The organism is Streptomyces sp. NRRL F-5630 (assembly GCF_000719475.1).
Lineage (GTDB): Bacteria > Actinomycetota > Actinomycetes > Streptomycetales > Streptomycetaceae > Streptomyces.
Map to the genome: position 1 here is coordinate 40,533 of NZ_JOGO01000025.1, position 17,435 is coordinate 57,967.

Sequence of the window (17,435 nt, forward strand, 5' to 3'; positions counted from 1 at the left end):
TGATGGGGTCATGCATATCTCCGCGAAGGCGGACTACGCCGCGCGAGCCCTCGTCGAACTCGCCTCCCACCCCGAACACCCGCTGACCTGCGAGGCGATGGCCTCCTCGCAGGGCATCCCGTTCCGCTTCCTCAAGTCGGTCGTCGCGGAGTTGCGCCGGGCCGGGCTCGTCCGCAGCCAGCGCGGCTGCGAGGGCGGCTACTGGCTCGGCAGACCCGCCGAGGAGATAAGCCTCCTCGACGTGGTGCGCGCCGTGGACGGGGAGGTCCTGACCGTGCGCGGCGCCGCGCCCGCCCACCTCGCCTACCCGGGACCCGCCGCCGGTCTCCCCGGACTGTGGCGCACGCTGGAGGAGCGGACCCGCGACCTCCTCGGCGGCGTGAGCCTCGCCTCGCTCGCCGCCGGGGCACCGCGGGAGCGCCCCCTCGCCGCCGTCCCCGGGCTCGCGGAGGGGAGCACCGTGTGAACGCCGCCCCGCCCCCACAGGTCGAAGTCACCGAGTACACCGACCCGTTGTGCCCCTGGGCCTGGGGCGCGGCGCCGCTCTTCGCCCGGCTGCGCACCGCCTGGAGCGGCGGGGCGCGCTGGCGACGGGTGTACGCGATCCTCTTCGACGAGGACGAGGAGCCCGCCCCGGACCCGGCGGCGGAGACCGCCTGGTACGCGCGGTACGTGGCCGAGGTGTGCGCGGTCACGGGCGCCTCGCACGCGCCCCGCCTCGCCCGGGTCGCGGCCACCTCCTGGCCCGCCTCCCGCGTCGCGAAGGCCGCCGAACGGCAGGGCCCGGACGTCGCGGAGGAGGTGCTGCGCCGCCTGCGCGCCTCGATGTTCGTACGGGGCGAGCCGGCCGACACCCTGCCTCTCGCCCTCGCGGCGGCGCGGGACGCGCCGGGCCTGGACGCCGCGCGGCTCGCCTCCGACGCGGCCTCGGCGGCCGTGCGCGCCGCGGTCGCCGCCGACCGCGCGGAGGCGCGCCGTCCCGTGGCGGCGGCCTTCGCGGTCGCGGACGGCGGGCCGCACCCGGGCCGCCCGAAGGAGACCCCGGCGGGGGAGTGGCGCTACGCGCTCCCGACCCTGCGCCTGCGCGGGCCGGGCGGCGACGTGCTCGTCCCCGGCTGGCGGCCGGAGGAGGCGTACGAGACGGCCCTGCGGACCGTACGAGGCTGACCGCACCGGAACAACGGGGAGTGCCCTCAGTGCGCGCCCCCGACCGGCCTGCCCCTCGCCCGCGCGCCGCCGGTCCTCCCGCTCTCCGCCGCCCACCCGTGAGCCGCCCGAACTCCCGGCCCCGTCCCGCCCGATGAGACACCTCAAGGTGTCCATTGACAGCCCGGGCGCGGCGCCCGCAGGATGTGGGGCATGCACACGACTCACCCCGGTGTGGTGTGCCGCTACGTGGACCTGCGGCGCACTTCCAGCGCCCTCTGTCGCTGATCCACCCCGCCTTCCCGGCCCGGCGGCTCTCCCCGTGCCGCCCCGTGCTCCGGTCGCTCCCCAGCGGAGCCCGCCCTCCCTTCACTTCTCCGCCCGGCCCCACCGTGCCCGGACGGCCCCGTCCCGTGCGCCGGTGCCGTCGTCCGCCCGCACGGCGGTGAGCGCCGCGCGGCGACGCCCCGCCCCGTAGCGCGTACCCCCGTGCGCCCTGCCGGGCCGTCACAGAGAGACCGCCATGCCTGGACGCCCCCTGCCCTCCGCCCCGGCCCCCCGCGCCCGCCGCCTGCCCCGTACCGCCACCGCCCTCGGTACCGCGCTCGCCGCCCTGCTCGTCCCCGCGCTGAGCGCCTGCGGGAGTGCGGACTCCGGCGCGAGCGGCACGGCGGCGACACTCAAGTGGGCCACCTCCTACTTCCCCGCGCACTGGGACCCCGTGGTCTCCGGGAGTGGTGCGCAGTTCCGTGAACTCGCCCTCACCTACGCCTCGTTGACCAAGGTGGACGAGAAGGGGAACGCCGTCCCCGACCTCGCGAAGAGCTGGGAGTACAACGCCAAGGGCGACGAGGTGACCTTCCACCTGCGCCCGGGGCTGAAGTTCAGCGACGGCGAACCGGTCGACGCGCGTGCCGTCAAGGCCGCGATCGAGCGCGCCAAGAAACAGAAGAACTCCGCCCTCTTCGGCGATCTCACCTCGATCAGGTCCGTCACCGCGCGCGGGCTCGACGCCGTGGTCCACCTCACCCAGGTGGATCACCAGATACCGCAGCTCCTCGGCGAGCGCGTCCTCCAGATCGCGAGTCCGAAGGCCGCGGCGGACCCGGCGAAGCTCGACCAGCACCCCGTCGGCGCGGGCCCCTTCCTCGTCAAGCAGCTCATCCCCGGCACCAAGGCCGTCCTCGCGAGGAACCCGGACTACTGGGACGCGAAGCACATCCACATCGACACCGTCGAACTCGTCTCCGCGCCCGACCCCGCCACCGTCGTCTCCGGACTGCGCACCGGCGTCTACAACTTCGCCGACATCGAACCGAGCCAGGCCAAGGCCGCCGAGCAGGCCGGGCTCGACGTCTTCGTCCAGCCCGGCTTCAACGCCTCGAACATCAGCCTCAACATCAACAAGGCGCCGTTCAAGGACCCGAAGGTCGTCGACGCGATCCGCTACGCCGTGGACCGCCAGGAGTTCGTGGACAAGCTCACCTTCGGCTACGGCGAGACCACCGACCAGCCCTTCCCCCGCGGGTACGTGGCCTACGACCCCGCCTCCGCGAACGCCTGGCCGTACGACCCGGCGAAGGCGAGAAAGCTCCTCCGCCAGGCCGGTCACCGGGCCGGGAAGCTCACGCTCGACCTCGTCATCCCCACCGAGGACCCGCAGGCCGAGATCGTGCAGTCGCAGCTCGCCAAGGTCGGCATCACGGTCCGCATCAAGATCGACAAGAACTGGGCGACGCCGTTCTTCGCCAAGGACCTCGCCTTCTCCCTCTACAGCACCACGGGCCGCGACTCCGCCCTCCAGACCCTCACCGCCCACTTCGGCCCGAACGGTCCGCTCAACCTCAGCGGCCCCTACGAGCCGGAGGGCTTCGAGAAGGCCGCGGCGAAGGTCCGCGAGACCCCCATCGACGCGCCCGGCTACCCCGAGGTGCTGCGCGCCGCGACCCGCGCGGGGCTGGAGAGCCGCGCGCTCGTCTTCACCTACTCCGCGCCCAACCTCCTCGCCAAGAGCCCCACCGTCTCCGCCCTCCCGAAGAACCCGGCCCACCTCAACTGGACCGGCGTCACCATCGGCACCGCCAAGTGAACCCCTACCACCCGGAGAGGAGGACCCGTTGACCGCCCTCACCGCACCGCCCCCGCCCACCGGCCCCCCGGGCGCCGCTCCCGGCATCCCGACCGGCGCCCCCCGGCCCCGCCGTCGCGCGGGCCGCCCCCTCGCCGTACTCGCCCGCACCGTCGCCGTCTTCGTCCCGGTCTTCCTCGTCGCCACCTTCGTCACCTTCGCGCTGCGCGCGCTCAGCGGCCTCAGCCCCGCCCGCCTCCAACTCGGCGAGCAGGCGAGCCCCGAGGCGATCGCCCGCGTCGAGGCGCAGTGGGGACTCGACCGGCCCTTCCTCGTCCAGTACGCCGACTGGTTCGGCGACGTCCTCCACGGGCAGCTCGGCACGAGCTGGACCAACGGCACGAGCGTCTCGACCCTCATCGGCCTCGGACTCGGCGTGAGCCTCTCGGTCGCCGGGCTCGCCCTCCTCATCGGCGTCGTCGTGGGCCTCGCCCTCGGCACCCTCGCCGCCCTGCGGCGCGGCGGACCGCTCGACCGGGCCGTCACCGGCTTCGTCACCGTCATCTCGGTCATGCCCGCCTTCGTCGTCGGCATCGTCCTCGTCACGGTCCTCGCCGTCGGCCTCGGCCTCTTCCCCTCCGCCGGCTACGTACCGCCCGCACAGGGACTCGGCCCCTGGCTCGCCCACATCACGCTCCCGGCCCTCGCGCTGAGCTGCGACGTCATCGCCGACGTGGCCCGCCAGCTGCGCGGCGGCCTCGTCGCCGCGTACCGCGAGAACTACGTGCTCGGCGCGGTCGTCCGCGGCCTGAGCCCCCGCCGGATCTTCTTCCGCCACGTCCTGCGCAACGGCGTCGGGCCCGCCCTCGCCACCCTCGGCCTCAAGTTCCCCGCCCTCGTGGGTGCCTCCGTCGTCACCGAGTGGATCTTCGGCCTCCAGGGCTTCGGCCGCTTCGCCAACGACTCCGCGCAGGCGGGCGACGTCCCCGCCGTCCAGGGCGTCCTCGTCGTCTCGATCGTCCTCGTCGTCGGCTTCAACCTGCTCGTCAACCTCGTGCTCGGCCGTCTCGTCCCTGCCGCCGGACGGGGGGTGTGACCGTGGTACGCCGCCTGCTCCGCCTCCGTACCGGCCGCCTGGCCCTCACCCTCCTCGCCGTGGTCGCCCTCCTCGCCGTCCTCGGCCCCGTACTCGCCCCGCGCGACCCGCTCGCGACGAGCCCGGACGTGCTCGCCGGCCTCTCCGGCGCGCACCCGCTCGGCACCGACAACCTCGGCCGCGACGTGCTCAGCCGCCTCCTCGACGGCTCCCGGGTCAGCGTCGTCGGCGCCCTGGAGGTCGCGCTCACCGCGCTCGTCGTCGGCGCCGTGCCGGGGCTGCTCTCGGTCCACCTCGGCCGCGCCTTCGAGTGGCTCACGCTGCGCCTCGCCGACACACTCGTCGCGCTGCCCTTCCTGCTCTTCGCCGTCGCCGTCATCGCCCTGCTCGGCAACGGCCTCACGCAGGCGATGCTCGTCACCGGCGTCCTCGTCTCGCCGCTCTTCTACCGCGTCGCCCGCGCCGCCACCCTCGGCATCGCCCGCTCCCCGTACGTCGAGGCCGCCCAGCTCGCGGGCGCCTCCACCGGCTGGATCGTGCGCCGCCACGTCCTCGCCAAGGCGCTCCCGCCGCTCGCCGTCGCCCTCGCGCAGACGGTCGGCACGGGCTTCGTCATCGTCTCCAGCCTCACCTTCCTCGGCATCGGCGTCGAACCCCCGCAGCCCACCTGGGGCGGCCTCCTCGCCACCGACCTCGGCTTCCTCGCCCAGCGCCCCTGGGCGCCCCTCGTACCGGCCCTCCTCATCACCCTCACCGTGTGGGCCTGCAACCTCCTCGCCGACGCCGCACGCGACGTCTCCGGCGCCCCCGCCCCCGAAGCGCCCCGCCCCCGTGGCGCCAAAGCCCCCGCAGGAGGAATGCCTTGAGCGCCCCGTCCCCCTCCCTGGCCCCCACGGCGCCCCGCACGCCGCCCGCCCCGCCCGTGCTCGCGCTCCACGACGTGCGCGTCGGGCGGCCCGGCGGCGACGACCTCGTCCACGGGGTGAGCCTCGCCCTCGCGCCCGGGGCGACCCTCGGCGTCGTCGGCGAGTCCGGCAGCGGCAAGACCCTCACCTGCCGCGCGGCCCTCGGCGTCCTGCCCGCGCCCCTCGCCCTCACCGGTGGACGCGTCGAGATCGACGGGACCGACACCGCGCGCCTCACCCCGCGCGCGTGGACCGCGCTGCGCGGCTCCACGCTCGGCGCGGTCTTCCAGGACCCCGCCTCTTACCTCAACCCCTCCCTCACCGTGGGCAGTCAGCTCACCGAGGTGCTGCGCGTCAAGAAGGGCCTCGGCCGCCGCGCCGCCCGCGAGCGCGCCACCGAACTCCTCGCCCAGGTCCACCTGCGCGAGCCCGCCCGGGTGCGCTCCCAGTACCCCCACGAGCTGTCCGGCGGGATGCTCCAGCGCGTCCTGATCGCCCTCGCGCTCGCCGCGGGGCCCCGGGTGCTGATCGCCGACGAGGCGACGACCGCGCTCGACGTCACCGTGCAGGCCGAGATCCTCGACCTCCTCGCCGACCTCCGCGAGGAGACAGGGCTCGCCCTCCTCGTCGTCTCGCACGACCTCGCCGTCGTCGCCCAGGTCTGCGCGGAGGTACTCGTCATGCGCGACGGCGAAGTCGTCGAACAGGGCCCCACCGCCGAGGTGCTGCACCACCCCCGCCACCCGTACACCCGCCTCCTCGTCGAGGAGCACGAGCAGTACGGACTCGACAAGTTCCTGAGCGACGAGACCTCCCGGGAGGACGCGTGAGCGCCGAACCCGTCCTGCGCCTGCGCGGACTCGACGTCCACTACGGCCGCGGGCGCGCCCGCCGTGCCGCGCTGCGCGGCGTCGATCTCACTCTCGCGCCCGGCGAGACGGTCGGCCTCATCGGCGAGACGGGCTCCGGCAAGTCCACCCTCGCCCGCACCGTCCTCGGCCTCGTCCGCCCCACATCCGGCGCCCTCTCCGTCGCGGGCGAGGACGTCACCGCCCACGGCCCCCGCCAGTGGCGCGCGCTGCGCCGGCGCGGCCTCGTCTCGTACGTCTTCCAGGACCCCCTGCGCAGCCTGGACCCCGACCTGACCCTCGGCGACTCGCTCGCCGAACCCCTGCTCCTCCAGGGCCTCCCGGGCAAGGAAGCGGCGGCGAGAGCACGGGAGTTCGCGCCCCGCGTGCACCTCGACCCGGACCTGCTCGACCGGCTGCCCGGCGAGGTGTCCGGAGGACAGCGCCAGCGCGCCGTCCTCGCCCGCGCCCTCGTGACCGGGCCACGCCTCGTCCTCCTGGACGAACCCGTGAGCGCACTCGACGCCGCGCACCGCGTGAAGATCCTCGGCATCCTCAAGGACCTGCGCGCGCAAGGCGTCGCGCTCCTCTTCATCTCGCACGACCTCGGCTCCGTGGCCGGCGTCGCCGACCGCGTCGCCGTCCTCCACCGCGGCTCGCTCGTCGAGGACGGGCCCGCCCGCGAGGTCGTCACCCGGCCCCGGCACCCGTACACCAAGCTGCTGCTCGCCTCCGCGCCCACCCTGCGCGGCGCGGGCGGCGACCGCGCGACCCGCGCCCGCCTGCGCGCGGCCCTCACCCCCTGACCCGAGCGCTCCCGAAGTCCCGCCCCGCACCGAGGAGTTCCCCATGACCACCGCCCCCCGCCGCCTCCACCTCGCCCTGCACCCCTACGGCGTCGGCGGCCCCGGCCAGCACGGCCTGTGGAAGGACCCGCGCGTCGCCAAGAACGCCAGTATCGACATCGGCTACTACATACGTCAGGCCCAGGCGGCCGAACACGCCCTCTTCGACGCCCTGTTCATCGTGGACAGCCAGTTCATCAACGCGAGCTACCCCGCCCACTACCTCAACCGCCTCGAACCCCTCACGCTCCTCTCCGCCGTCGCCACGCACACCTCCCGCGTCGGTCTCGTCGGCACCGCGAGCAGCACCTACAACTCGCCCTTCAACCTCGCCCGCCGCTTCGCCTCCCTCGACCACATCAGCGGCGGACGCGCCGGCTGGAACGTCGTCACGAGCTTCGACACCGGCACCTCCCGCAACTTCGGCCTCGACGAACACCTCGACTACGCGACCCGCTACGGCCGGGCCCGCGAGTTCGTCGAGGTCGCCCGCGGGCTGTGGGACTCCTACGAGGACGACGCCTTCCCCGCCGACGTCGCACGCGGCGTCTTCCTCGACCCCGCCAAGCTCCACACGCTCGACCACGAGGGCGAGCACTTCAGGATCGCCGGGCCGCTCAACCTCTCGCGCTCCCCGCAGGGCCAGCCCGTCATCTTCCAGGCAGGCGTCTCCGAGGAGGGCCGCGACCTCGCCGCCCGCGTCGCCGAGGGCATCTACGCGCCCGGCGGCACCCTCGTCCAGGCCCAGGAGTACTACGCCGACATCAAGCACCGCACCGCTGCCTACGGCCGCGACCCCGAGCACATCAAGATCTTCATCCACGGTTCGCCCGTCGTCGCCGCCACCGACGAGGCGGCCCGCCGCCGGGAGCGCGAGATCCACGAGGAGGACAAGGACCTCGGCCGCAGCCTCGGCCTCCTCGGCCGCTCCTTCGGCGCGCACGACTTCTCGCGCTACGACCTCGACGCGCCCTTCCCCGACGTGGCCCACCTCGCCGAGAAGGGCGGACGCACCACCGCCGCGAAGATCATCGAGCGCGCCCGCACGGAGAACCTCACCCTCCGCCAGGTCGCCGAGGGCCTCAACGCCTACAAGGAGGGCCCCTTCACCGGCGCCCCCGAGACCGTCGCGGACGCCCTCCAGCACTGGTTCGAGGCCGGGGCCCTCGACGGCGTCAACCTCGCCTTCCGGACCGAGGAGGAACTGGACCTCTTCGTCGACGGCGTCGTCCCGCTCCTCCAGAAGCGCGGCCTCTTCCGCACCGCCTACGAGGCCGAGACCCTGCGCGGACACCTCGGCCTCCCCGTCCCCGACAACCGCTACACCGCCGCCCGCGGCTGACCACCCCCACGGGAGTACGCACATGAGTGACCCGCTCGACTTCCACGCCCCCGATGGCCTGCTCACGCGGGGCACCGTCCTCGTCGTCCCGGGCCGGGGCGAGACACCGGAGACGTACACGCGCCTGGGCACGAGGCTCGCCTTCGACGCCTACCGTGTCCGCGTCATCGAGGCGCCCGCCACGCTCACCTCCGCGCACCTCGCCGCCGCCCTCGCGGAGACCGCCCCCGGCGACGCCACCCCCGCCGCCCCCGTCGTCCTGCTCGGCGCCGACGCGGGCGCGGCGGCGCTCGCGGCCCTGTACGCCCACGGGGACGCCCCCGCTGCGGATGCCCTGATCCTCGCCGGGCTCCCCGGCCCCGCCCCGGTCCGGGCCGAGGCGGCGACCTGGGACGACGAACTCGGCGTCCGCACGGCCTGCCCCACGCACCGGGGCCGGCTCACCGAGGACGCCGGGGTGCGGCGCGGCGCACTCGCCGAACCCGTACCGTCCGCGCTCCTCGCCGCCGCCCACGCGGCCCGTCCCCCCGTCCCGACCCTCCTCCTGAGCGGTGAGCAGGACCCCCTCGCCGACCACGCCGCGCTCGCCGCGTTCGCGAAGTCCCTGGACCGTGCGCGCCTCGCCCTCGTGCGCGGTGCGCACCACGACGTTCTCAACGACCTCCAGCACCGCTCCGTGGCCGCCGAAGTCGTCGGCTTCCTGGAGACCCTGCGTGAACAGCTCGTTCCGCGTGTCGCCGTGCGCTCCAGCACGTGGTGACCCGCGCGTCCTCTCTACGGAAGGCACCGTCATGGCCCGTATCCTCTCCGTCTCCGGCAGCCCCTCCGCCACGTCCCGCACGGCCCGACTCCTGCGCCACCTGGACGCACGGTTGCGGGCACAGGGCCACGAGGTGACAGCCCTGGACGTCCGTACCCTGCCCGCCGGTCCGCTTCTGGCGGCGGAGTTCGGGCATCCGGACATCGTCCGGGCCACGCGCGCCTTCGCCGAGGCGGACGGTGTCGTGATCGGCACGCCCGTCTACAAGGCCGCGTACTCGGGCCTGTTGAAGACCCTCCTGGACGTGCTGCCGCAGTACGCGCTGGCGGGGAAGACGGTCCTCCCCCTCGCCACGGGCGGTTCCACAGCCCATGTCCTGGCCCTCGACTACGCGTTGCGTCCCGTCCTCACCTCGATGGGCGCGGCCCACGTCGTCCCCGGCTGGTTCGTCGTCGACAAGGAGCTTTCGGTCGACCCGGAGGGCACCCTGACGATCGCGCCCGGCACGGCGGAGGCGCTCACCCAGGTCACGGACACCTTCGCTCGCGCCCTGCACACGGCGTTCCCCGCGCCGGTCCCAGTGGGCTGAGCACTCGCGGACGACGGCCCGCCCGGGAACCCTGGGCGGGCCGGCCCCTGCGGTAACCGGAGACAGCCCGCTTTTTGGCTTGTTGGGAGCCTGTACAGCCGCGTCCCGAACGCCCACGCTGAACTGCGCCGTACCTGACGACCCCCTCGGACAACGTTGTCAGGCCGGTGACTCCGCCGCTCGCCGCAGCAGACGGGTGGCGGCCCCCGCAGTCACGCAGGCGAGAAGGGAACAACCGAATGAGAGCGAGAGCAGGCGGTATCGCCGCACTGGTCCTGGGAGCGGCCCTCTGGTCCGCCGCCCCGGTGAGCGCCGCCCCCACCGAGGGCGCGCACCGCACGACGATCACCGCTTCCGAGCGCGCGACGGCGCTGCGGTTCTGGACGGACGCCCGCGTGCGGTCCGCGCGGGACCTCGACGCCCCGGCGGCGGCCTCCGCCCCGTCCGCCGCTCCCGGCGCCGCCGGAGGGCAGGCCGCCCCGGGGAGCGGCGAGGAGGTCCGGGTGGCGCCCCTGCCCGCCCCGCGTTCCGCCGCGCAGGCCCCCGCCCTCGCGGCATCGGACCCCGCCCCGTGGACCGGTGGCGGCCTCATCTCCACGACGGCCGGGAAGGTCTTCTTCCAGAACGCGGGCGGCGGCACCTTCGCCTGCTCGGCGACCGTCGCCAACGCGGACAACAAGTCGCTCGTCCTCACGGCCGGTCACTGCGTCGTGGACGCGGGCACGGGCGAGGTCTACCGCAACTGGGTCTTCATCCCCGGCTACGCGAACGGCAACCGCCCCTACGGCACCTTCACCGCCTCGTCCCTCTTCCACCTCGACCAGTACGTGTCGACGGCGGGGAACGCCAACTACGACCTCGCCTTCGCGCGCCTCGCCCCGCTGAACGGCCGCAGTCTCGCCGACACGGTCGGCGCGCAGGGCATCGCCTTCAACTCGGCGACGGGCCGCGAGGTCCACTCCTTCGGTTACGGCGGCTCGGCGGCCGAGGGCAACGGCGAACGGCTCAACCACTGCGCGGGCGTCGAGTACCGGGACACGGGCCGCGAGGGCTCCACGATGTGGGGCATCGACTGTGTGCAGAACGGTGGTTCGAGCGGCGGCGGCTTCCTCGCCGACTTCGACGCCGGTTCCGGCGGGGGCTACCTCGTCGGCAACATCAGCGTGAGCGCGGGTAGCAGCGAGTACCACCCCGTGCTCGGCAACGAGGCCCTGGACCTGTACCGCCGGGCCGGAGCCGTCTGACCCCTCACGGGACCACCGGCCGCGCTTCGCGTCGTTCCGCGGGCCCGGCCGGTGTCCCGCGACGAGGGGTGCCCCTCCGCTCCGGCTTCCGCGCTCCCGCGCCTCGCGTCCGCGCGGGACCGACGGCACCTCGCGGCGGGGGTCTCGCGCGCCGCGAGGACGTCGCAGCCCCCAGGTGGGGGCTGTGGCGTGACGGGGCCCGTACGGAGGGTTTCCGCCCGCTTCGGCCGGGCGTCGCCGCGTGCGCCGCCCCCGTACCGCGCTCACAGGCCCGGCGCCCCCCACACCGGGAACCACCGGCTCAGGTCCTCCTCCACCCGCAGGTCCGTGCCGAGGGCCGCGCGGACCTCCAGCTCCAGCTGGTTGTCCCGTTTCTCCCGCTCTCCCGGGAGCGGCGCGAAGGGGTAGAAGCTGCCCCGCTTGTAGAGGTAGACGAGGCCCAGCGAGCGGCCGTGCTCGTCCTGGAAGGCGAGGAGCGAGCACAGGAGCTGGGGGCCGAAACCGCCCTCCTCCAGCAGCGTGTTCACCGCGTGCAGGTCCGTGACGAGGCCGCTCAGCTCCTCCGGCGGCTGGGTGGAGAGCAGCCACGTGTACCCGTACGGGTCGCGGCTGAACTCGACGGGGACGCCGCCCCGCTCCGTGTCCGCGTCGAGCAGCGCCCGTACGTCGTCCCGTACCCGCGCGAAGGAGGCCCCCTCGGCCGCGGCGAAGCACACCGAGCCGCGTCCCGTCGGCCGGAAACCGGTCGCCGCCTGGAGCGTGAGCGCCGCCGAGGGGACGGCGAAGAGCTGGTCGAGATCGGGGCGGACCGGCTTCGAGCGGCCGAGCAGCGCGTCGAGGAAACCCACGCGACCTCCAGTCGGGAACGGTGGCGGGCGGCGGTCAGCGGGAGAGCTGGGCCGAGATGCGGGAGAGCTGGTCCAGGCGCTGCTGGAGCGTCGGGTGCGAGGAGAGCAGACGGCTGAGGCTCTCCTTCGAGGAGAAGGCCGGTACGAAGAAGAAAGCGTTGTACGGCTCCGCCTGGCGCAGGTCCCGTGTCGGGATGCGGGACATCTGCCCGCTCACCTTCGTCAGCGCCGAGGCGAGCGCCGAAGGCCGCCCGGTGAGAAGCGCCGCCGCGCGGTCGGCGGACAGCTCGCGGTACCGCGACAGAAGGCGGGTGAGGAGGAAGCCGATCGTGTAGACGGCGGCGCTGACCAGCGGGATCAGGAGCAGGGCCACGCCCACGGGGTCGTTCCTGTTCCCGCCGCGGGTGAGGCCGCTCCACAGGGCCATCCGGGTGATGAGCCCGGCGAGCACGCCGAGGAAGGAGGCGATCGTCATGACGAAGACGTCACGGTGCGCCACGTGCGACATCTCGTGCGCGAGCACGCCCTCCCGTTCCTCCGGTTCCAGGCGCCTGAGCAGCCCCGTCGTCACGCACACGAGCGCCGAGCGTTCGTTGCGCCCGGTCGCGAAGGCGTTGGGGACGTCGCTGTCCGCGATCGCGACGCGTGGTTTGCGCAGATCGGCCAGGGCGCAGATCCGGTCGACGACTCCGTGCAGTTCCGGGGCCTGCTCCGGGCTCACTTCGCGCGCGCCCATGCCGAAGGCGGCGATGCGGTCGCTGAACCAGAACTGTGCGACGAAGAGCGCGCCCACCGCGATCAGGATGATCGGCCAGGCCCCGTGCAGCACCGCGAGCAGGACGCCCACGAGGACGACGTAGAGCAGACCGATGAGGAACATCGTGATCACCATGCGGACGGTGAGCCCCTGATCGGGTGCGTAGCGTGAACGACTGCGGGCCATTCCCGCCTCCCCTCATTGCCTTCCACCGGCGTGGCTGCCGCTGTCCTGCCGCCGCCTCCGGCTACCTCTTACTCCATAGTGCCCTTTTCTGTGTCGAATGGGCGTAAACGGATGTGCGAAAAGAGTGTCCGCCGCCGCGCATGCCGCGGCCCCGGCACCCTCCGGGGAGGAGTGCCGGGGCCGCGCACGGGGCCGGGCCGGGGCCCTGGACTAGCGGGCCGCCACGAAGCCCAGCTCGCCGTTGGTGTACGAGCCGTCGAGGTGACCCTGCGTGATGCCGTACGGGCCACCGATGTTCAGGTAGTCGCCGTTGAGGTGCGCGTGGGTGTACTCGGCTTCGCCGCCCACGAAGGACGGGCCCTCGTGGGCGGAGGCCAGGCTCGCGCCACCCAGGACGGTGGCGGCGGCGAGAGCGGTGGCGGCGAAGGCGGTGCGAAGGCGCATGCAAACTCCTCGGTGAGTCGGGTTGTTCGCAGCCAGACTTACCCTGATGAATCGTCATAACCCCACCCGCAACTCCGATTCCATCGAATGGGTCAACGCCCGAACTGTTGACAGGCGCATCACGCGATTGAAAACTTTTCGTGCGGGAACGCAGCAGGGTGACGGTTCACTCGGAAACCCCGCAAGTCCACTGCAAAAAGACGGCGTCCAGTCGCGCTCGGTGGTGAGTTCCGGCGCGTCGGCGCGGGGGTTCCCGCGCGTTCACCCCGTCTTCGGCCCGTCGTCACCGCGGGGCCGCCTCCGCGTGCGTGGATGCTTCCGTCCACCCCGCCCGCACCGGGAGCCCTCGTGTCCACCGTCACCCCGCTTCGTCCCCTCCGGGCCGCCCGCCGTCTCGGCGCGAGCCTCGCCGCCACCGCCGCGCTCCTCGCCGCCGCGCCGCAGGCGGGCGCCGCGACGCCGACGCCCGCCGCGCGCCCCGGCGACCTCCTCGCCGTCCGCCTCGACCAGTTGCACCCCACCCAGCCGTCCGTCGGCAAGGACCAGATCTTCTACAAGCTCGGCCGGTACGGGAGCCCGAAGGACGAGCAGGCCGGGGACGTCAACAAGCGCTTCGACGACTGGTGCGAGACCAACGGCCAGGGCGGGGCGAAGAAGGTCCCCCCGGGTGCGAGGCTCGCCGATCCCGCGAGCTTCACGTGCGCGATCCCGCTCGGCCAGGAGACCGACGAGAGCCGTGCCGCGATGAAGACCGCCGTCGTCGGGCCCGGCGGGCGCCTCTACCTCACGGACGGCCACCACAGCCTGACCTCCTTCTGGGAGGCGGCGGACGGCGGTCCCGGGACCTCCCTCAGGCTGCGCGTCCAGGCCGACTTCAGCGACCTGAGCCAGAGCGCCTTCTGGGACGAGATGCGCGCCCGCCACTGGGTCTGGCTGCGCGACGAGCACGGCGCCCCCGTCACCACGGACCAACTCCCCACCCGCCTCGGCCTCTCCCGCTTCCACGACGACCCCTACCGCTCCCTCGTCTACTTCACGCGCGACCTCGGCTACACCGCGCCGGAGGACGCCGCCGAGTACCTGGAGTTCCTGTGGGGCGACTGGCTGCGCGAGCGGCTCGACCTCGGCGCCTACGACCTCGACGACCCGGCCTCCTACCTCCAGGCGGTGCGTGACGCCTCCGAGTTGATGGTCGCCGCCGACCCCGACGAGGTCATCGCGGACGGCCGCACGGCCGCCGAACTCGGTCGCCTCGACGAGTGGAACGACGGGAAGAAGCCCGGGAAGGGCGAGTTCGGCAAGCTCTCGCAGCCGCTCACCGCCGAGAAGCCCGGCAAGCTCGCCTTCGCGCTCGCCTACCGCTCCCGCGTCGTCGCCCCGTCCCGCTGCACCACCACGCTGCGCGGCCCCCGCACGGGCCCCCTCGTCGTCGCCTCCGGCGTCACCTGCCTCGACAACACCCGCCAGACCGGACCCGTCGTCGTGCGCGCCGGAGCCTCGCTCGTCGCGCTCGGTGCCGAAGTCACCGGCCCGGTACAGGCGGTGGGCGCGCGGGACGTGTACCTGTGCGGCACGACGGTCGACGGGCCGCTCTCCGTGACCGGATCGCGGCTTCGCACCGAGGGCCCCGGCTGCTCGGCCAACTCCTTCGGCGGGCCCGTCCAGTTGGTGGCGAACACGCGGGGCTGACTTGCCCCGTACCGCCGCAATCCTCCCTGTTGCTCCTTCAACAGACGGACGACGGGCGGGGGTTGGCGGGCCGCGCGCGTAAAGAATCCGTAGCAAAGGTTCGTACCTTCGCATTGACATCGCGCGCGGCCCGGCCGAACCTCGAAGGCAGCGCAGGTCCCCTCGCACCCCACCGGCCCCCCACGGGCCGCGCGGCGGGACCGTGCCTGTCCGGGTGGCCCCACGCCCCCGGCGGCGTGGCCGCGCACCTGGCGGGCGGCCCGTCGTGTCCCCCACCCGCCAGGGAGGTGCCGTCATGCCCGCAGCAGCCCGTACCCGTACCCCCGGCACTCCGCCGGCCTCCCGTGCTCCGCGTCGCGGCGCGGGACGCCCGCTCGCCGCGGGGGCCGCGCTCCTCGCCGCCGCCTTCTGCGGCCTCGCGACCGCCCCGCAGGCGGGCGCCGCTCCCGCACCCGCCCCCGTCGCCGCGCCGGGCGAGGCCCCGCCCGACTCCTTCTGGGGCGACACCTCCGCCATCCCCGCGCCGAACAACGTGGTCACGGTCGCGGTCCTCAACCGCACCAACGGCCAGTACCCCGACGACGAGGTCTACTGGAGCTTCAACGGCGAGACCCACTCCATCGCCGAACAGCCCTACGTCGACATGCCGGCGAACTCGGCGGGTCGCATGTACTTCTACCTCGGCTCGCCCGACAGCAAGTACCAGGACTTCATCGAGTTCACCGTCGGCGACAACGTCTTCAACGGCAACACGACCCGCGTCGACGCCTTCGGCCTCAAGCTTGCGATGCGCCTGCACGCCGCGGACGGCTACGACGTCCAGGTCGGCGAGGACTACGACACCTTCCAGCAGTCCCGCGAGGAGACCTTCCAGGAGTTCAAGAACGAGGTCCCCGCCGAGTTCAAGGGTCTCGCCGACGACCCCACCCGCATCCCGGCCCCCGGCAACTCGCCCGACTTCCGCGAGGGCGGCAAGTACGCGGACTACTTCACCGCCTACGCCCAGTCGCAGGGCGTCAACGCGTCCACCTCGGAGATCACCGGCTGCGCCGGTGTGCTCGCCAACGAGGCGGGCAAGTGCTCGGCGCTCAACCGCCACGTCGCCCAGCTCCCCGAGGACCAGTGGTCCTCGCCGGACCTCTACTACAAGGACAGCCCGGCGAACTACTACGCCAAGTTCTGGCACGACCACGGCATCAACAACCTCGCCTACGGCTTCCCGTACGACGACTTCGCGGGCCAGTCGTCCTTCGTCTCGCACCAGGACCCGCAGTGGCTCGCGGTGGCCGTGGGCTGGTGACCTCCCGGCCGGGGCGGTGACGCCCCCCGGGCGGAATGTCCCCTGGGTGGTGACGTTCCGCCCGTGCGGGTGAGAGGCGGCGCCGGTGGCGTCCGGGGTGGTGGCATTCCGCTTCGGGCACCGGGCCGCCGGGTCCCCGCACGGCGAGACGTGCCACAGGGCCCGTACGAAGATCTCCTCTTCGTACGGGCCCTGTGGACAATGCGGCGGTCTCCTGTGGCCGGGCCGGACGTCGCGGGCCCGACCCCCGCGCGCGGCGCACCGGCCTCGTGCCCTGACCTCGGCCCGGGACCTCGGGCTCCGGCCTCAGCCCTCCGACAGCAACCCGTCCCGCAGCTTCCCCAGCGTCCGGCTCAGCAGCCGTGAGACGTGCATCTGCGACACACCCAGCTCTGCCCCGATCTGCGCCTGGGTCAGCTCCTGGCCGAAGCGCAGTTCGAGCAGGTACCTCTCGCGATCGTCGAGCGTGCCGAGGAGCGGGCGCAGTGCCGTGAAGTTCTCCACCAGCTCCATCGCCGGGTCCCAGTCGCCCAGGAAGTCGGCGTAGGTCGTCGCGGTCTTCTGGTCGGGCTTGCCGCTCGTGGTGGTGTCGGCGGGCAGGTCGAGCGAGTCGGACATGTAGCCGTTCGCCGCGATGAGCCCGTCGATGACCTCCTCCTCGCTGATCTTCAGTTCCGCGGCCAGCTCCTTGACCCCCGGGTCGCGGTCCAGCTCGACCGCGAGCCGCTCCTTGGCCCGCGCGAGGTCGACGCGCAGCTCCTGGAGACGGCGGGGCACGTGCACCGCCCAAGTGCTGTCGCGGAAGTACCGCTTGATCTCACCGACGATGTACGGGATCGCGAAGGAGGTGAACTCGGCCTCGCGCGTCAGGTCGAAGCGGTCGATGGCCTTGATGAGGCCGATCGTGCCGACCTGGAGGATGTCCTCCATGTCGCCGTTGCCGCGGTTGCGGAAGCGGCGCGCGGCGAAGCGCACGAGGGACTGGTTCATCTCGATGAGCGTGTTGCGCGCGTACTGGTAGGCGTGCGTCCCCTCTTCGAGGACGGCGAGCTGGTCGAAGAAGAGCCGCGAGAGTTCGCGGGCGTCCTGCGGGGCGATCTTGCCCGCATCCTCTATCCAGGGCAGTCCGGCGGCGTCCGCCTCGGCCGCCGCCGGGCCGGACGTGCCCGCGCTGTGCGTGGAGATCGTCACGAGTAGCACCTTTGCAGTCGGTTGCGGTCGAAGAACCTCGACATGGCCCCGCCTGCCCCGGCCCACCGAGGTCACACACGACGAAACGCGACGATCGGGAAACGGCCCGAAATCGTCAGGAGAAGAGGGGCCCGGAGCCCCGGAATACCGGCCTCGTCGGCACCGAAGATCCTCTTC

General features: G+C 73.4%; 17 protein-coding genes. 13 read left to right on the plus strand and 4 right to left on the minus strand.

What is annotated here, in order from left to right:
* Positions 1-10: 10 nt before the first annotated feature.
* The 11 genes from IF99_RS0114430 to IF99_RS0114480 all read left to right on the plus strand — a co-directional run bounded on the left by IF99_RS0114430 (position 11) and on the right by IF99_RS0114480 (position 10,843).
* Complete coding sequence (locus IF99_RS0114430) at positions 11-466, plus strand: RrF2 family transcriptional regulator (RefSeq protein WP_030996866.1); 456 nt, start codon at positions 11-13, stop codon at positions 464-466.
* Positions 463-1,167, plus strand: a complete 705-nt coding sequence (locus IF99_RS0114435) for a DsbA family protein (protein ID WP_030996867.1) — start codon at positions 463-465, stop codon at positions 1,165-1,167. The genes IF99_RS0114430 and IF99_RS0114435 overlap by 4 nt, the downstream gene beginning before the upstream one ends.
* Positions 1,168-1,669: 502 nt before the next feature.
* Complete coding sequence (locus IF99_RS0114440) at positions 1,670-3,235, plus strand: ABC transporter substrate-binding protein (protein WP_030996868.1); 1,566 nt, start codon at positions 1,670-1,672, stop codon at positions 3,233-3,235.
* Between the two features lie 28 nt (positions 3,236-3,263).
* Positions 3,264-4,310 (plus strand): ABC transporter permease, encoded by a 1,047-nt coding sequence (locus IF99_RS0114445; protein ID WP_030996869.1) that lies wholly within the window; start codon positions 3,264-3,266, stop codon positions 4,308-4,310.
* 2 nt (positions 4,311-4,312) lie between these two features.
* On the plus strand, positions 4,313-5,176 hold the full coding sequence (locus IF99_RS0114450; RefSeq protein ID WP_037826956.1) for an ABC transporter permease: 864 nt from the start codon (positions 4,313-4,315) through the stop codon (positions 5,174-5,176).
* The gene (locus IF99_RS0114455) at positions 5,173-6,045 is read left to right on the plus strand and encodes an ABC transporter ATP-binding protein (protein ID WP_030996871.1); all 873 of its coding nucleotides are present in this window, start codon (positions 5,173-5,175) and stop codon (positions 6,043-6,045) included. The genes IF99_RS0114450 and IF99_RS0114455 overlap by 4 nt, the downstream gene beginning before the upstream one ends.
* On the plus strand, positions 6,042-6,869 hold the full coding sequence (locus tag IF99_RS0114460; RefSeq protein ID WP_030996872.1) for an ABC transporter ATP-binding protein: 828 nt from the start codon (positions 6,042-6,044) through the stop codon (positions 6,867-6,869). Before IF99_RS0114455 ends, IF99_RS0114460 begins: the two co-directional genes overlap by 4 nt.
* 43 nt (positions 6,870-6,912) lie before the next feature.
* The gene (locus IF99_RS0114465; protein ID WP_030996873.1) at positions 6,913-8,250 is read left to right on the plus strand and encodes an LLM class flavin-dependent oxidoreductase; all 1,338 of its coding nucleotides are present in this window, start codon (positions 6,913-6,915) and stop codon (positions 8,248-8,250) included.
* A gap of 22 nt (positions 8,251-8,272) precedes the next feature.
* The gene (locus tag IF99_RS0114470) at positions 8,273-9,010 is read left to right on the plus strand and encodes an alpha/beta hydrolase (protein ID WP_030996874.1); all 738 of its coding nucleotides are present in this window, start codon (positions 8,273-8,275) and stop codon (positions 9,008-9,010) included.
* A gap of 31 nt (positions 9,011-9,041) precedes the next feature.
* Positions 9,042-9,599, plus strand: a complete 558-nt coding sequence (gene ssuE / locus IF99_RS0114475) for an NADPH-dependent FMN reductase (RefSeq protein WP_030996875.1) — start codon at positions 9,042-9,044, stop codon at positions 9,597-9,599.
* 239 nt (positions 9,600-9,838) lie between these two features.
* On the plus strand, positions 9,839-10,843 hold the full coding sequence (locus IF99_RS0114480; RefSeq protein WP_234340698.1) for a trypsin-like serine peptidase: 1,005 nt from the start codon (positions 9,839-9,841) through the stop codon (positions 10,841-10,843).
* A gap of 263 nt (positions 10,844-11,106) precedes the next feature.
* Here IF99_RS0114480 and pspAB read toward each other — a convergent pair whose 3' ends face one another.
* The 3 genes from pspAB to IF99_RS0114495 form a co-directional block, all read right to left on the minus strand.
* Complete coding sequence (gene pspAB / locus IF99_RS0114485) at positions 11,107-11,691, minus strand: PspA-associated protein PspAB (RefSeq protein WP_030996877.1); 585 nt, start codon at positions 11,689-11,691, stop codon at positions 11,107-11,109.
* Between the two features lie 34 nt (positions 11,692-11,725).
* A complete protein-coding gene (gene htpX, locus IF99_RS0114490; RefSeq protein WP_030996878.1) occupies positions 11,726-12,634 on the minus strand; it encodes a zinc metalloprotease HtpX in 909 nt (302 codons plus the stop codon).
* A gap of 210 nt (positions 12,635-12,844) precedes the next feature.
* Positions 12,845-13,078 (minus strand): hypothetical protein, encoded by a 234-nt coding sequence (locus tag IF99_RS0114495; RefSeq protein ID WP_030996879.1) that lies wholly within the window; start codon positions 13,076-13,078, stop codon positions 12,845-12,847.
* A gap of 348 nt (positions 13,079-13,426) precedes the next feature.
* Here IF99_RS0114495 and IF99_RS0114500 point away from each other — a divergent pair, with 348 nt between their 5' ends.
* Entirely contained in the window at positions 13,427-14,767 is a 1,341-nt protein-coding gene (locus IF99_RS0114500) for a ParB/Srx family N-terminal domain-containing protein (RefSeq protein ID WP_030996880.1), read from the plus strand.
* A 295-nt stretch (positions 14,768-15,062) separates the two neighbouring features.
* Positions 15,063-16,067 (plus strand): glycoside hydrolase family 64 protein, encoded by a 1,005-nt coding sequence (locus tag IF99_RS0114505; protein WP_030996881.1) that lies wholly within the window; start codon positions 15,063-15,065, stop codon positions 16,065-16,067.
* 306 nt (positions 16,068-16,373) lie between these two features.
* Here IF99_RS0114505 and IF99_RS0114510 read toward each other — a convergent pair whose 3' ends face one another.
* Positions 16,374-17,258 (minus strand): SigB/SigF/SigG family RNA polymerase sigma factor, encoded by an 885-nt coding sequence (locus IF99_RS0114510; RefSeq protein ID WP_037826929.1) that lies wholly within the window; start codon positions 17,256-17,258, stop codon positions 16,374-16,376.
* Between the last annotated feature and the right edge of the window lie 177 nt (positions 17,259-17,435).

Excerpts from the sequence above, each read along its gene's own strand:
- IF99_RS0114430 (WP_030996866.1), top strand. The coding sequence starts at position 11 with ATGCATATCTCCGCGAAGGCGGACTACGCCGCGCGAGCCCTCGTCGAA.
- IF99_RS0114440 (WP_030996868.1), top strand. The coding sequence starts at position 1,670 with ATGCCTGGACGCCCCCTGCCCTCCGCCCCGGCCCCCCGCGCCCGCCGC.
- IF99_RS0114465 (WP_030996873.1), top strand. The coding sequence starts at position 6,913 with ATGACCACCGCCCCCCGCCGCCTCCACCTCGCCCTGCACCCCTACGGC.
- IF99_RS0114470 (WP_030996874.1), top strand. The coding sequence starts at position 8,273 with ATGAGTGACCCGCTCGACTTCCACGCCCCCGATGGCCTGCTCACGCGG.
- ssuE (WP_030996875.1), top strand. The coding sequence starts at position 9,042 with ATGGCCCGTATCCTCTCCGTCTCCGGCAGCCCCTCCGCCACGTCCCGC.
- IF99_RS0114480 (WP_234340698.1), top strand. The coding sequence starts at position 9,839 with ATGAGAGCGAGAGCAGGCGGTATCGCCGCACTGGTCCTGGGAGCGGCC.
- htpX (WP_030996878.1), bottom strand. The coding sequence starts at position 12,634 with ATGGCCCGCAGTCGTTCACGCTACGCACCCGATCAGGGGCTCACCGTC.
- IF99_RS0114495 (WP_030996879.1), bottom strand. The coding sequence starts at position 13,078 with ATGCGCCTTCGCACCGCCTTCGCCGCCACCGCTCTCGCCGCCGCCACC.
- IF99_RS0114505 (WP_030996881.1), top strand. The coding sequence starts at position 15,063 with ATGCCCGCAGCAGCCCGTACCCGTACCCCCGGCACTCCGCCGGCCTCC.